Origin of the sequence: Bradyrhizobium sp. 172 (assembly GCF_023101065.1) — a bacterium.
GTDB lineage: Bacteria > Pseudomonadota > Alphaproteobacteria > Rhizobiales > Xanthobacteraceae > Bradyrhizobium > Bradyrhizobium canariense_D.
This window is the reverse complement of sequence record NZ_CP064701.1, coordinates 2,409,341-2,423,471: the sequence shown is the minus strand read 5'-3', so window position 1 is coordinate 2,423,471 and position 14,131 is coordinate 2,409,341. Positions and strand designations below refer to the sequence as shown.

General features: G+C 65.6%; 12 protein-coding genes. 8 read left to right on the top strand and 4 right to left on the bottom strand.

What is annotated here, in order from left to right:
* Positions 1-10: 10 nt before the first annotated feature.
* A complete protein-coding gene (locus IVB07_RS11415; protein WP_247295114.1) occupies positions 11-1,327 on the bottom strand; it encodes an alpha/beta hydrolase-fold protein in 1,317 nt (438 codons plus the stop codon).
* On the opposite strand from IVB07_RS11415, the gene IVB07_RS11410 reads away from it, so the two are divergent.
* Positions 1,320-1,595: a hypothetical protein gene (locus tag IVB07_RS11410; protein ID WP_083926599.1), complete on the top strand. Its 276-nt coding sequence runs from the start codon at positions 1,320-1,322 to the stop codon at positions 1,593-1,595. The genes IVB07_RS11415 and IVB07_RS11410 overlap by 8 nt on opposite strands.
* A 7-nt stretch (positions 1,596-1,602) precedes the next feature.
* Here IVB07_RS11410 and hutU read toward each other — a convergent pair whose 3' ends face one another.
* Genes hutU through hutI form a run of 3 tightly spaced genes read right to left on the bottom strand, consistent with a single transcriptional unit; the run spans position 1,603 to position 6,054 of the window.
* Positions 1,603-3,270, bottom strand: a complete 1,668-nt coding sequence (hutU, locus tag IVB07_RS11405; RefSeq protein ID WP_026234001.1) for a urocanate hydratase — start codon at positions 3,268-3,270, stop codon at positions 1,603-1,605.
* Positions 3,271-3,283: 13 nt separating this feature from the next.
* On the bottom strand, positions 3,284-4,840 hold the full coding sequence (gene hutH / locus IVB07_RS11400; RefSeq protein ID WP_018460325.1) for a histidine ammonia-lyase: 1,557 nt from the start codon (positions 4,838-4,840) through the stop codon (positions 3,284-3,286).
* Positions 4,840-6,054 carry an imidazolonepropionase gene (hutI, locus tag IVB07_RS11395; RefSeq protein ID WP_018460326.1) on the bottom strand — a complete coding sequence of 405 codons (1,215 nt, stop codon included), beginning with the start codon at positions 6,052-6,054 and terminating at the stop codon, positions 4,840-4,842. The genes hutH and hutI overlap by 1 nt, the downstream gene beginning before the upstream one ends.
* Before the next feature lie 84 nt (positions 6,055-6,138).
* On the opposite strand from hutI, the gene IVB07_RS11390 reads away from it, so the two are divergent.
* From IVB07_RS11390 to IVB07_RS11360, 7 genes are all read left to right on the top strand, one after another.
* Complete coding sequence (locus IVB07_RS11390) at positions 6,139-7,497, top strand: formimidoylglutamate deiminase (RefSeq protein ID WP_018460327.1); 1,359 nt, start codon at positions 6,139-6,141, stop codon at positions 7,495-7,497.
* Positions 7,494-8,222, top strand: a complete 729-nt coding sequence (hutC, locus tag IVB07_RS11385) for a histidine utilization repressor (protein ID WP_018460328.1) — start codon at positions 7,494-7,496, stop codon at positions 8,220-8,222. The genes IVB07_RS11390 and hutC overlap by 4 nt, the downstream gene beginning before the upstream one ends.
* 106 nt (positions 8,223-8,328) lie before the next feature.
* Positions 8,329-9,273 (top strand): ABC transporter substrate-binding protein, encoded by a 945-nt coding sequence (locus IVB07_RS11380; RefSeq protein ID WP_026234003.1) that lies wholly within the window; start codon positions 8,329-8,331, stop codon positions 9,271-9,273.
* A gap of 73 nt (positions 9,274-9,346) precedes the next feature.
* On the top strand, positions 9,347-10,120 hold the full coding sequence (locus IVB07_RS11375; protein WP_007601313.1) for an ABC transporter permease: 774 nt from the start codon (positions 9,347-9,349) through the stop codon (positions 10,118-10,120).
* Positions 10,117-10,902: an ABC transporter ATP-binding protein gene (locus IVB07_RS11370; RefSeq protein ID WP_018460330.1), complete on the top strand. Its 786-nt coding sequence runs from the start codon at positions 10,117-10,119 to the stop codon at positions 10,900-10,902. Before IVB07_RS11375 ends, IVB07_RS11370 begins: the two co-directional genes overlap by 4 nt.
* Positions 10,895-12,127 carry a Zn-dependent hydrolase gene (locus tag IVB07_RS11365; protein ID WP_018460331.1) on the top strand — a complete coding sequence of 411 codons (1,233 nt, stop codon included), beginning with the start codon at positions 10,895-10,897 and terminating at the stop codon, positions 12,125-12,127. The genes IVB07_RS11370 and IVB07_RS11365 overlap by 8 nt, the downstream gene beginning before the upstream one ends.
* Before the next feature lie 860 nt (positions 12,128-12,987).
* Positions 12,988-14,127, top strand: coding sequence for an MFS transporter (locus IVB07_RS11360; protein WP_247767642.1), 1,140 nt, complete (start codon positions 12,988-12,990; stop codon positions 14,125-14,127).
* The last annotated feature ends 4 nt before the right edge of the window (positions 14,128-14,131 follow it).

Below are 14,131 nucleotides of genomic sequence, written 5' to 3'. Positions count from 1 at the left end.
CTACTTTCGCTCAGGGGATAGGATAGCCCTTCCAGACCCACTCCAGCGCCGACGGCAGCGTCTGCGCGATCGTGGGACGGTCGACGTGCTTGGCGTTGCGGACGAACAGAAACTGATAGTGGTAGCCCTTCTCCGCGAGCACCTTGGCCATCAGCGCGTTGGAGAGGGTCCAGTCGTGCATGCCATCGGGAATGGTGGGGTTCGGATAGAACAGGTCCTGGTCGCCGCCGAAGAACCAGAACCGGATCGGCTTGGTCGGCGCGGCGACGATCAGCGGCAGGCCGGGCGGCTCGGCCGGCGTGAGCACGCCCGCCTTGGAGATGAGATGGGGTGTGGCTGGCCCCGTCCATGCGCTGTGATACTCCCAGGCACCGCCGCGCAGCGACGGGTCGTGCGGCCATTGCTGGTTGACCATGGTCGGCGAGAACGCCAGCACGCGGTGATAGAGATCCGGATAGAACCACGCCATGGTGAAGGCGGCCACACCGCTCGAACTCAGCCCCATGGTCGCACGCCCATCGGGATTTCTGGTCAGCTTGACATCGGCGTTCTTTTCGACCAGCGGCAGCACTTCACGCTCGACGAACTGCGCGTAGGCACCTGACACCGCGTCATATTCGCGGCCACGCTGACTGCCCTGCGCGTCCTGCCCGCCATTGCCGATCTGAATCGCGATCATCGGCGGCACGCGGCGCTGCGCGATCAGATTGTCGAGCGTGACGGCGAGGTCCTTGTAGGCGTTGGAGCCGCCGTCGCCGACCACGATGAACGGCGCCTCGCTGCCGCGCACATATTGCGCCGGCACATAGACGTCGATGGTGCGCGACCAGACGCCGGGATGGCTGGTGGTGACGATCATGTGCGACTTGTCGTCCGGCGCCGTGACGGTCGTCATGATCGAGGAATTGGTGCAGCCGGCGGCGTCATCGCGGATCAGGCCAGGATTGTAGATGGTGCTCTCCTTCGACGACAGCGTGAAGGACTTTGTCGTCCCACGCGGCACGCCCTCCTTCGCGATCGTCTCCGGCGCAGGATTGTGGGTGGGACCGATGATGAAATTGCCCTCGGCACCCGGTGGCGGCAGCGTTCCGTCAGGAAGCTCTGTGGCGCGTGGATAATTGGGATTGGATGGATCGCGCGTCGGAGGCGCCGTCTTGAAGTCAAGACCCGTCGTATCAATGAAGAACGGGCCCGCCTTGTCGGTGGTGTTGGCCCCAGGCGGCACGGCCATGTTCTGGGTGACGCAGGCCGGCTGCGAGAAGGCAATCGAAGTGAAGGAGACGACGGAAATCAGCGTCCCCGCAAGGACGGAGAATGATTTGGTCATTTCAGCTCCCGATACCGACGAGTCTTTCTGGCTCGCCTTGGCGCAAAGTATGACGAGCCGACTGTGCGCGGTCAAACCTCAGCCGGCCGCGTTGCGGCTATGGCCGCCATGCTCAAAACGGGCAGGCACGGTTACTCCAGGCCGGCTGGGATGCGACTTCATCCAGGGCTACTACTTCGCAAAGCCCATGCACGGCGACGCGATCGACGAGTATCTCGCAAAGGAACGCCAGCGCCTCGGCAGCGCCGAAGCCAGGGTCGTGGCCTAAGTCGCGCCTAGCGCAGGCTCGGCAGGTCGAGCCCTTTGTCGCGGGCGCAGTCGATCGCGGTGTCGTAGCCCGCGTCGGCGTGGCGCATGACGCCGCTGGCAGGGTCGTTCCAGAGCACGCGCGCGATCCGCTTCGCCGCTTCCGGCGTACCGTCGGCGACGATCACCATGCCGGCATGCTGGGAATAGCCGATGCCGACGCCGCCACCGTGATGCAGCGACACCCAGGTCGCGCCGCTGGCGCAATTGAGCAGGGCGTTGAGCAAGGGCCAGTCGGACACAGCGTCCGACCCGTCCTTCATCGCTTCGGTTTCGCGGTTGGGGCTCGCCACTGAACCGCTGTCGAGATGATCGCGGCCAATCACGATGGGTGCCTTCAATTCGCCGCGCGCCACCATCTCATTGAAGGCAAGGCCCAGGCGATCGCGATCGCCGAGCCCGACCCAGCAGATCCGCGCCGGCAGGCCCTGGAACTTGATGCGCTCCCTGGCCATGTCGAGCCAATTGTGCAGATGCTTGTCGTCAGGCATCAGCTCCTTGACCTTGGCGTCGGTCTTGAAGATGTCCTCGGGATCGCCCGACAGCGCGGCCCAGCGGAACGGCCCGACGCCGCGGCAGAACAAGGGACGGATATAGGCGGGAACGAAGCCGGGAAAATCGAAGGCATTCTTCAGGCCCATGTCCTGCGCCATCTGGCGAATATTGTTGCCATAGTCGAGGGTCGGAATGCCCAGTGCATGGAAATCCAGCATGGCCTGGACGTGCTCAACCATCGAGGTCTTCGAGGCGCGCTCCACGGCCTTGGGGTCGGCAGCGCGCTTGGCTTCCCACTCGGCGAGCGTCCAGCCCTTCGGCAAATAGCCGTTGATCGGATCGTGCGCGCTGGTCTGATCGGTGACGATGTCGGGCCTGACGCCACGGCGGACCAGCTCGGGAAAAATCTCCGCGGCATTGCCGAGCAGGCCGACCGAGACCGCCTTCTTCGTCTTCGCTGCGTCGGCCATGATCGCAAGCGCCTCGTCCAGCGTTGCGGCCTGGCGATCGAGATACCCGGTGCGCAGACGCATCTCGATGCGGCTCGGCTGGCATTCGACCGCCAGCATCGAGGCCCCGGCCATGGTCGCAGCCAGCGGCTGCGCGCCGCCCATGCCGCCGAGACCGGCCGTCAGAATCCATTTGCCGGCGAGGCTGCCGCCATAGTGGCGGCGGCCAACTTCAACGAAGGTTTCGTAGGTGCCCTGCACGATGCCCTGGCTGCCGATATAGATCCAGGAACCCGCCGTCATCTGGCCGTACATCATCAGGCCCTTGCGATCGAGCTCGTTGAAATGATCGAGCGTCGCCCAGTGCGGCACGATGTTGGAATTCGCGATCAGGACGCGCGGCGCGTCGGCATGAGTGCGGAACACGCCAACCGGCTTGCCGGACTGGACCAGCAGCGTCTGGTCGTCCTCGAGCTCGCGCAGCGAAGCAACGATCCGGTCAAAGCTCTCCCAGTCGCGCGCGGCGCGGCCGATGCCGCCATAGACGACGAGCTCGCTCGGACGTTCTGCAACGTCGGGATCGAGATTGTTCATGAGCATGCGCAAGGGAGCTTCGGTCAACCAGCTCTTGGCGCTGATTTCGCTGCCGCGGGGCGCGCGGATGGTGCGGTCGTTGTCCAGTCGGCGGTTCATGCGGAACACCTCGTCAGGCAAGTGTCGGAAACGGGTCAGTTGACAGTACGGCGAGCGCCGCAGCCGGCAGCGCGTCGGCTTCGACCAGCGCTGCAGCCCTGGCGAGATCGCCGGCCATGTAGCGGTCGGCGCCGAGCTGCGGCACCTGCTCGCGCAGTGCGGCGATGACGGCGGCGAGCGGCGCGCTGGTCGCATGCGGCGCGCGCAGCGTGATGCCTTGGGCGGCGACCAGCAGCTCAATGCCCAGGATGGTGGCGAGATTGTCCGCCATGTCAGACAGGCGCCGTGCAGCATGCGCGGCCATCGAGACATGGTCTTCCTGGTTGGCGCTGGTCGGCGTCGAATCGATCGAGCACACGGCCGCGCGCTGCTTGTTCTCGGCATAGAGTGCGGCCGCCGTCACCTCGGCGATCATGAAGCCGGAATTGATACCGGGATCGGGAGTGAGGAACGGCGGCAGGCCGAAATTGAGCGCGGGATCGACCAGCGTCGCGATGCGCCGCTCGCTGATCGCACCGATTTCCGACAGCGCCAGCGCGATGGTATCCGCGGCAAAAGCCACCGGTTCGGCATGGAAGTTGCCGCCGGAGACGATCTCGCCGGTCTCGACCAGGACAAGCGGATTATCGGTGACGGCATTGGCCTCGATAATCAGCGTCCGCGCCGCCTGCAGGATCAGGTCGAGCGCCGCGCCTGCGACCTGCGGCTGGCAGCGCAGGCAATAGGGGTCCTGCACGCGCTCGTCGCCTTCGAGATGCGACAGGCGGATGTCGCTGCCGTCGAGCAGCGCCATCAAGGTTGCCGCGGCCGCGATCTGTCCCGAATGGCCGCGCAGCGCCTGGATTTCGGGGCGGAACGGCGCCGTCGAAGCCATCGCGGCATCGACCGACAGCGCGCCGGTGACGAGCGCGGCGCGGGCCAGGCGAAATGCGCGCAGCACGCCGGAGACGGCGTAGGCAGTGGAGAATTGCGTGCCGTTGATCAGCGCGAGCCCTTCCTTGGGACTGAGCGTCAGTGGCGGTAGGCCGGCTGCGGCGAGCGCGTCGCTGCCTGATACGCTCTTGCCGTCGACGAACGCCTGTCCTTCGCCGATCATCACAGCGGTCATATGCGCGAGCGGCGCGAGATCGCCAGAAGCACCGACCGAACCCTGCTGCGGCACCAGCGGTGAGACGCGCCGCGCCAGCATGGCCTGCAGCTGCTCGATCACCTCGCGGCGCACGCCGGAAGCACCGCGCCCGAGCGAGATGATCTTCAGCGCCATCATCAGCCGGACAATCGGCTCGGGCGTCGCCGCACCGACGCCGCAGCAATGCGAGACGATGAGATTGCGCTGGAGCAGCGCGGTCTGGTCAGGTGGAATCCGCTTCGACGCCAGCTTCCCGAAGCCGGTGTTGATCCCGTACACGGGGACGTCGGCTCGCGCAGCCCTTGCAACGATCCCCGCGGCCGCGTCGACGCGCGGCCAGAACGAGGGATCGAGAACGACAGATGCGCCTTCGAGCACGCGCGCGAGATCGTCGAGGCTAACCGTTCCCGGCTTGACGACGATCGCTGTGCTCTCCTCCATCACTGTCCCCTCCACACCCGGCGGTGAAGCGGATTGAAGCCGATACGGTACACCAGCTCGGCGGGGCGATCGATGTCCCAGATCGCAAGGTCGCACCATTTGCCGGCCTCTAACGTGCCGGTATCATTGAGCACGCCGAGCGCTCGCGCGCCTTCGCGGGTGACACCCACAAGGCACTCGGCCACATTCATCCGGAACAGCGTCGCGCCCATGTTCATGGCGAGCAGCAGCGAGGTCAGCGGCGAGCTGCCCGGATTGCAGTCGGTCGCGAGCGCCATGGCAACGCCGTGCTTGCGGAACGCCTCGACCGGCGGTTTTTGCGTCTCGCGGATGAAGTAGAAGGCGCCGGGCAGAAGCACGGCCACCGTTCCGGCCTTCGCTATCGCCGCTGCACCGGCTTCGTCGGTGTGCTCGAGGTGATCGGCCGAGAGCGCCGAGAATTTTGCGGCGAGCGCAGCCCCGCCGAGGTTCGAGAGCTGGTCAGCATGCAGCTTAACCGGAAGTCCGAGCCGCCTCGCCGTCTCGAACACCCGCCCCGTCTGCTCGCCGGAAAATGCGATCCCCTCCATGAAGGCATCGACGGCATCGGCGAGGCCCGCCTTCGCGACCGCCGGCAACATCTCCCTGCAGACGAGATCGATGTAGCGATCCTTGTCGCCATCGGCCTCTGGCGGCAGCGCATGCGCGCCGAGAAACGACGTGCGGATCGCGACCGGCCGCTGACGGCCCAGGCTTCGCGCGGCGGCCAGCTGCCGCATCTCGGTCTCGGTGTCCAAGCCGTAGCCGGACTTGATCTCGACCGTGGTGGCACCCTCGGCAATCAGCGCATCGAGCCGCGGCAGCGCGTGTGCTACGAGCTCGGCCTCGCTTGCCTTGCGCGTCGCGGCCACTGTCGAGACGATACCGCCGCCGGCGCGCGCGATCTCTTCGTAGCTCGCGCCCTTCAGGCGCAGCTCGAACTCATGGGCGCGGTTACCGCCATAGACCAGATGGGTGTGACAGTCGACGAGACCGGGCGTGATCCAGCGCCCTCCGCAATCGATCCGGTCGGCTGCATCGGCGCTCGCCGGAAAATCGGTCTGCGAACCCGCATAAGCGATACGGCCGCCGCGCGCGGCGATCACGCCGTGCTCGATCTCACCGAGATCGGGACCATCGGCCCGCATCGTGGCGAGCCGGGCGTTATGCCAGATCCGGTCGAAGCGTTCTGCCATGCAACTGTCCCTTCGCGTGGGATGCTTGACTTATATGTCTAGACATATAATCGTGTCGCGGTTCTGTCCAGCCGGCATGGAAACATGACACGACTGCATTTCGCCTCCGCGCTCCTGCCCTCGGGCTGGGCCAATGACGTGCAGGTGGTGATCACCGCCGGCGCGATCGCCGAGGTGACGCCGGGCATGGCGCCGGTCTCCGGCGATGAACGCCACGACATCGCGTTTCCGGGACTTGCGAGCCTGCACAGCCACGCTTTCCAGCGCGGCATGGCGGGTCTCGCGGAACTGCGCGGCGATAGCACCGACACCTTCTGGACCTGGCGCGAGACGATGTACCGCTTCGCGCTGGCGATGACGCCTGACGACGTCGCAGCGGTCGCGACACTGCTTTATGTCGAGATGTTGGAGCAGGGTTTTACCCGCGTCGGCGAATTCCATTATCTGCATCATGATCGCGACGGCTCGCCCTACGCCGACATCGGCGAAATGGCCGCACGCATCGCGCAGGCCGCCGAAGCTTCGGGTATTGCGCTGACGCTGCTGCCGAGTTTTTATGCGCATGGCTCATTTGGGGGCGCAGCACCGCATGCCGGCCAGCGCCGCTTCATCTGTACGGTTGATCAATTTTCCGCACTGATGGCTGCCTCGCGCAAGGCGATTGAACGACTGCCGGGCGCGAATATCGGCATCGCGCCGCACAGTTTGCGCGCGGTGACGCCGGCCGAGCTTGCACCGATCATTCCACTCGCGGAGGGCGGCCCGGTGCACATTCATGCCGCCGAGCAGGTGAAGGAAGTCGAGGATTGCCTGGCGTGGTCCGGACGACGTCCGGTGCAATGGTTGCTGGAGCACGCACCCGTCGATCAACGCTGGTGCCTCATTCACGCCACCCACACCACGGACGAGGAAGTCCGCGCCTTCGCTAGGACCGGTGCGGTCGCCGGCCTCTGCCCCATCACCGAGGCAAGCCTTGGTGATGGCATTTTCCCGGCGCGCGAATTCGTCGGTGCCGGCGGTGCCTTTGGCGTCGGCACGGATTCCAATGTGCTGGTCGGCGTCGCCGACGAGCTGCGTCAGCTCGAATATGGCCAACGGCTCAAGCACCGTGAACGCAACGTGCTCTCTGCCGGCGCAGGCCGCTCGACGGGACGCGCCCTGTTCGATCATGCGCTTGCAGGCGGTGCGCGGGCACTAGCCCAGATGTCAGTCGGTCTGACGCCAGGTGCACGCGCCGACATCGTCACGCTCGACATCACGCATCCCTCGCTGGCGGGGCGCGCGCGCGATGCCGCCATCGACGGCTGGATCTTCGCTGGGGGCAACGGCGCGATCGATTGCGTCTGGGCCGGCGGCGACAAGGTCGTCGAAGGCGGGCGGCACAGACTGCGCCAGGCCGCGCGCGAACACTTCAACGCATCGGTGCGGAGGCTCGTCGCATGAGCCTCGCCACAGATGCCGGCGACAAGCCGACGCTCTACAAGCGGATCCGCGCCGATATCGAGAAGCGCATTCTGACCGGCGAGTGGCCGCCCGGGCATCGCATCCCGTTCGAGCACGAACTGGTGGCGCGTTACGGCTGCTCGCGCATGACCGTGAACAAGGCGCTGTCGGAGCTCGCGCAAGCCGACCTGATCGAGCGGCGGCGACGTGCCGGCTCCTTCGTGCGACGCCCGCAACATCAATCCGCCGTGCTCAAGATCGCCGACATGCGCGCCGAGATCACCGCGCTCGGGCGCGCTTACGGCTACGAGCTGATCGGCCGCAAGCTCCGCGCCGCAACGGCTGCCGACCGCGACCGCCTCGGCGTCAAGAAGGCCGGCAAGGTCGTCGCGATCACCTGCCGCCACAGCGCCGACAACGTGCCGTTCGCCGTCGAGGACCGGCTGATCGATCTCGCGTCGGTGCCGGATGCGGCGGCCGCGGATTTTTCGCGTGAGCCGCCCGGCTCGTGGCTGCTTCACCATGTGCCATGGACAGAGGCCGAGCATACGATCAGCGCTATCGTTGCGGACGATCGCACGGCCGAAGCGCTCGACATCGCCGTCGGCGCGCCCTGCCTCGTGATCGACCGCTATACCTGGCGCAGCGCGCGCACGATCACCGCCGTGCGGCTGCTCTATCCCGGTGACTCTCACCGCCTTGTCGCCCGATTCAAGGGAGGCTGAGAGGACGATGTCGGCACAAATCGTGCAAAGCTTCGGGCAACGGTCCGCGAGGACCGACCAAGATCAACAGGACGTCAATCCATCGATCGGCAAGAGGACGACAATCATGCGTAGTTCGAAAGTATTTGCGGCAGTCATTGCACTTGCGGTCTCCACCCCCGTGCTCGCCGATGACGTCAAGGTCGGCGTCGGCATTTCCGGATGGACCGGGTTCGCGCCGCTGACGCTGGCGAAGGAAGCCGGCATTTTCAAGAAGAACGGCCTCGACGTCACCATCAAGAAGATTCCGCAGAAGGATCGCCATCTCGCGATCGCGTCCGGCGACGTCCAGTGCGCGGCGACCACCGTGGAGACCTGGATCTCCTGGAACGCCAACGGCGTCGCGACCAAGCAGATCTTCCAGCTCGACAAGAGCTACGGCGCCGACGGCATGGCCGTGCGCAACGAGCTTGCCGCGATCAAGGATCTGAAGGGCAAGACGGTTGCTGCTTCCGCGCCCGGTACCTCGCCCTATTTCGCGCTGGCCTGGATGCTCAAGAAGAACGGCTTGTCGGTGAAGGACGTCACTGTCGTGAACCTCGAGCCGGCGGCGGCGGCACAGGCCTTTGTCTCCGGCCAGAACGATGCCGCGATGACCTATGAGCCGTATCTGTCGACGGTTCGTGCCGCCCCCGACAAGGGCAAGATCATCGCGACCACGCTCGACTATCCGATGGTCATGGACACGTTCGGCTGCACGCCGAAATTCCTCACCGAGAACCCGAAGGCCGCCAAGGCGCTCGCCGACAGCTATTTCGAGGCCCTCGACATGATCGCCAAGGACCAGGCCAAGGCCTACGAGATCATGGGTGCCGACGTGAAGCAGAGCGGCGAGGCGTTCGGCAACTCGGCAAAATATCTGCGCTGGCAGGACAAGGCCGCGAACCAGAAATTCTTCGCCGGCGATTTCCTGACCTTCAACAAGGAGGCCGCCGACCTCCTGCTCGAGATCGGGATCATCAAGGCCGCGCCGAAGGTCGAGGATCTCTTCGACGCCAGCTATATCAAGTAAATCTCCCAGGAGCCGCCGGCCCCGTCTCGCCGCGGGGCCGGCAAACTTGTTCACCGCCCGGATAGACAGTTTGATGCGTCCCCTCGATCCCGTGACGTCAAGGCAGCGCGTGGCTTACGGCCTTGCGTTCTTCGTGGTGTTCGTAGCCCTCTGGTCCTGGGCGACCTTCGGCGGCCATGTGTCGAAGGTGTTCCTCGCCAACCCGCTGACCATGGTGCAGGAAGGCGTCGATCTGATCATCAAACAGGGCTTCCTGTTCGACATCGGCATGACGATCTGGCGCGTCGTCGGCGGCTTCGTGCTGGCCGCAATCATCGCGGTGCCGTTCGGCGTGCTGATGGGCGCGTACAAGCCGGTCGAGGCCTTCCTCGAACCGTTCGTTTCCTTTGCGCGCTATTTGCCGGCCTCCGCCTTCATTCCCCTCCTGATCCTGTGGGCAGGCATCGGCGAGCTGCAGAAGCTGCTCGTCATCTTCATCGGCTCGGTGTTCCAGATCATCCTGATGATCGCGGTGACCGTCGGCACCACGCGGCGCGACCTGGTCGAGGCGGCCTATACGCTGGGAGCCAGCGACCGCGGCATCATCCGCCGCGTGCTGTTGCCCTCTTCCGCGCCGGAGATCGCCGAGATCCTGCGGCTGGTGCTGGGCTGGGCCTGGACCTATGTCATCGTCGCCGAACTGATCGGCTCCTCCTCCGGCATCGGCCACATGATCACCGACAGCCAGGCGCTGCTCAACACCGGCCAGATCATCTTCGGCATCATCGTGATCGGGCTGATCGGCCTCGTCTCGGACTTCCTGTTCAAGGCGTTCAACGCGTGGCTGTTTCCCTGGAGGCTCGCATGACGATCCTCAAGATCGAACAGGTCTCGCGAACTTTTCCCGCGCGCCACGGCAACGCGCCAACGAGGGCGCTGGAGCCGACCGACCTTGTGATCGGCAACAACGACTTCGTCACCATCCTCGGCCCTTCCGGCTGCGGCAAGTCCACGCTGCTTCGCATCGTCGCCGGCCTCGATCGCCCGACCGGCGGACGTGTGGTGCTCGACGGACGCGAGGTGACTGGCCCGGGCGCCGACCGCGGCATGGTGTTCCAGTCCTACACGCTGTTTCCCTGGCTGACGGTGCGCGAGAACATCGCCTTCGGCCTTCGCGAGCGCGGCGTGCCCGAGGTGGAGCGAAACAAGGTCGCCGATGCCTTCATCCGCCAGGTCGGTTTGTCCGGCTTTGAGAACCATTGGCCAAAGCAGCTCTCCGGCGGCATGCAGCAGCGCACCGCGATCGCGCGCGCGCTCGCCAATGATCCCAAGATCCTGCTGCTCGACGAGCCCTTCGGCGCGCTCGACAACCAGACGAGAGCCCTGATGCAGGAAATGCTGCTCGGGATCTGGGAGCGCGACCAGAAGACCGTGCTGTTCGTGACCCACGACATCGAGGAAGCGATCTTCCTCGGCAGCCGCGTCATCGTCATGAGCGCGCGTCCCGGCCGCATCAAGGCCGAGATCAATGTGGACCTGCCGCATCCGCGCTCCTACAAGATCAAGACCACGCCCGAATTTGTGCAGTTGAAGGAACGGCTGGTCGAGGAGATCCGCACCGAGGCGTTGAAGGTTGCCGAGCATGCCTAACACCTTTTCACGCGCAAACGGCGAGCGCGTTCTCGCCGATCTCAATGCGCTCCGTGCCATTGGCGCGTACAAGACCGGCGTGCACAAGCCGACCTTCTCCGAGCCGCACAAGCTTTCGCTGGATTGGCTGGTGCAGAAGCTGCCCGACGCAGGCCTCTCCGCCGCGATCGACGGCATCGGCAATGTCTTTGGCACCAGCGCAAAGTCGGGACCCAAGCTGCTCGCGGGATCGCACCTCGAAAGCCAGAACTACGCCGGCTGGCTCGACGGCCCGCTCGGGGTCGTCTACGCGCTCGAAGCGGCCCGCGTGCTCAATGCCGATCCCTCGCTCGAAGGCGCGGTCGAGGTTGCCGCCTGGTGCGACGAGGAAGGACACTTTGGACACTTTCTCGGTTCGCGCTCCTATGTCGGCCAATTGACCGAGACCGACATCGATGCCGCACGCGACCGCACCAGCGGCCGCACCATGCGGGCCGCACTTGCCGACATGGGGCTCGCAGGACGACCACGCATCGCCGCCGAGCCGGGCCGGCACGTCGGATATCTGGAAGCCCATATCGAGCAGGGCGACACGCTCGAAAGCGGTCGCCTTGCGATCGGCGTCGTCACCTCCATCGTCGGCATCTGGCAATACCAGATCAATTTCGTCGGTGAACAGAATCACGCCGGCACGACCCGCATGGCTGCACGGAAGGATGCCGGGCTGGCGCTGGCAAAGTTCTGCGTCGCGATCGACAAGCGTTTCCCCGAGAGCTGCGGCCTGCGCACGGTCTGGACCACCGGCCGCATCACGCTCGATCCGGGCGCACCGAGCATCATTCCGGGTGCGGCCGAAATGCTGTTCCAGATCCGCGACGACGATCCTTCCGTCGTCGCACGGCTGGAAGAACTGCTGCGGAGCATGGCGGACGAGGTCAGCGCGAACGGCCCCTGCACCGTCACCGTGGACAAACTGCGCACCGGTGCGCCGGCCATGATGAACGCGGGCATCCAGGACGCGATCGAAGCCGCGAGCAAGGCCCTGGCCGGCGGACGGTCCATCCGCATGCCCAGCGGCGCCGGCCACGACGCGCAGATGCTGGCGACAATCATGCCCGCGGGCATGCTGTTCGTACCGTCGATCGGCGGCATCAGTCATCACTGGACCGAGAACACCGCCGACGTCGACATCGTCACCGGCGCCCAGGTGTTTGTCGACGCTTGCCAGCGGATACTCGGCGGCTAGAACGATTACAGACACAGCTTCGCATCCTCGCGGCGTGTTTCGCCCGAGCTTTGCTTCGTCGCTTCACCCTCTTGTCCAAGAGGGCGCAGGGAAGGCCGGGTGCCGGCTGGCACCCGCGGTCCGCTGCGCGAAAAGCACACGCAGAAAAACCGCACAGCAGCATACAGGTGTAGCCAATCACTCGGCCTTCCCTGCGCGATGGTTGGACGGCTTATGCCGTGCTCTCCCGGGAGCCGAGTTCTCTTTGGCCTCCCTCGCCCCAACGAAAGTCACCGGCACCGCGCCGGTTGACGCAGATGCCGCATTCGCCAGAGCTTGACCGTAGCAACGACGGCCAGGACCACACGGTTTTGCCGTACGCACGGCCCGCCATTTCGCCGCAGTATTCCCAGCCCTGTCGACCGAGCCGGAAACTTACAGACGAGACGAAGCCTAGCAGCGCCGCTCGTCGGAACGAAGCCTTGGGCTCACGGAGAGCAATCCGCCCTGCCCACACCTCTCGCACCCGAACGCTGCCGCGTCCACCGCAAGCCCGGCTCGCGAACATGACGACCACAAGATCGCCCCTCAAGGATGAGCCGGGATGGCCAACACATACGCCGTTTCCGAATTTCGGTAAAGCGGAATATTTTCATCAGTGCGGCTTGACACCGGTGCGGGTCGGGCTGTCAAGGTGTTTCGCCCGACGGCGCAGCCCACCGGCGCGCCGAGATGCCGGTGACGAGCCAAAAGGCCTGGTGTCCGCTTGCGGCCGCCCGGGGGCCGCCTGCGACAATCCGAGTCCGCCGCGGACATAAAGACGCGACAATTGCGGGGCTTGTCGATTGCCCCTGCCCTGATTCCCCCTTCCCGGAGTTCCCATGTCTTCTGCCGACAGGCCAGCGACACGCCTTGCGACCAGACTTGCCTTCCTCGTCGCGGGTTTCGGCATGGCGTGTTGGGCACCACTGGTGCCGTTCGCGAAGGCGCGGCTCGCCGTCGACGACGGCATCCTCGGACTGCTCCTGCTCAGCCTCGGCATCGGCTCGGTCGTCGCGATGCTTCTGACCGGCGTGCTGAGTGCGCGCTATGGCAGCAAGCCGATCATCATGGCGGGCGGGATCGGTCTTGCCCTGGTCCTGCCTCTGCTGACAATCGCGAACTCGCCCGCGATGCTGGCGCTGGCACTCCTCGCATTCGGCGCCGCGCTCGGCTCCATCGATGTCGCCATGAACATCCACGCGGTTGAGGTGGAGCGCGCCGCGGGACGTCCGCTGATGTCCGGCTTCCACGCGCTGTTCAGTATCGCCGGCTTCGCCGGGGCCGCGCTCATGACCGCACTGCTCTCGCTGCAACTCGGCGCGCTCGCTTGCACGCTGATCTGCTCCGTCCTGATGCTGATCGCGATGCTTGGGGCCTGGCCGCGGCTGCTTCGCTCCGTGCAGGTGCAGGAAGGACCGCTGTTCGTGCTGCCGCATGGCGCCGTGCTCCTGCTCGCGCTGCTTTGCGCCATCACCTTCCTCGTCGAAGGCGCGATGCTCGATTGGGGCGCGTTGCTCGTCATCGGCGCGGGTCTCGTTTCCGAAGCGCAAGGCGGGATCGGCTACATCGTGTTCTCGGTCGCGATGACGATTGGGCGGCTCGGCGGCGACGCCGTCGTCGCGCGCATCGGAGACCGCACGACATTGTTCTGGGGCAGCCTGATTGCGATCGCGGGTTTCGTGGTCCTGCTCACCGCTCCCGTCGTGGCGGTCGCCATAGGCGGCTTCCTACTCATCGGCCTCGGCGCATCCAACCTCGTGCCGGTGCTGTTCCGCCGAGCGGCGAGGCAGAAGGTGATGCCAACGGGCCTCGCCGTCGCGGCGATCACGACCGCCGGCTACGCCGGCGTTCTCGTGGGCCCCGCCGGTGTCGGCTTCATCGCACGTCTTGGCGGATTGCCGGTGGCGTTCTGGCTCCTGACCGCGCTGATGGGCCTCGTCACGCTGACGGCGCGCATTGTCACGCGCGCCGATGCCTGAGCGG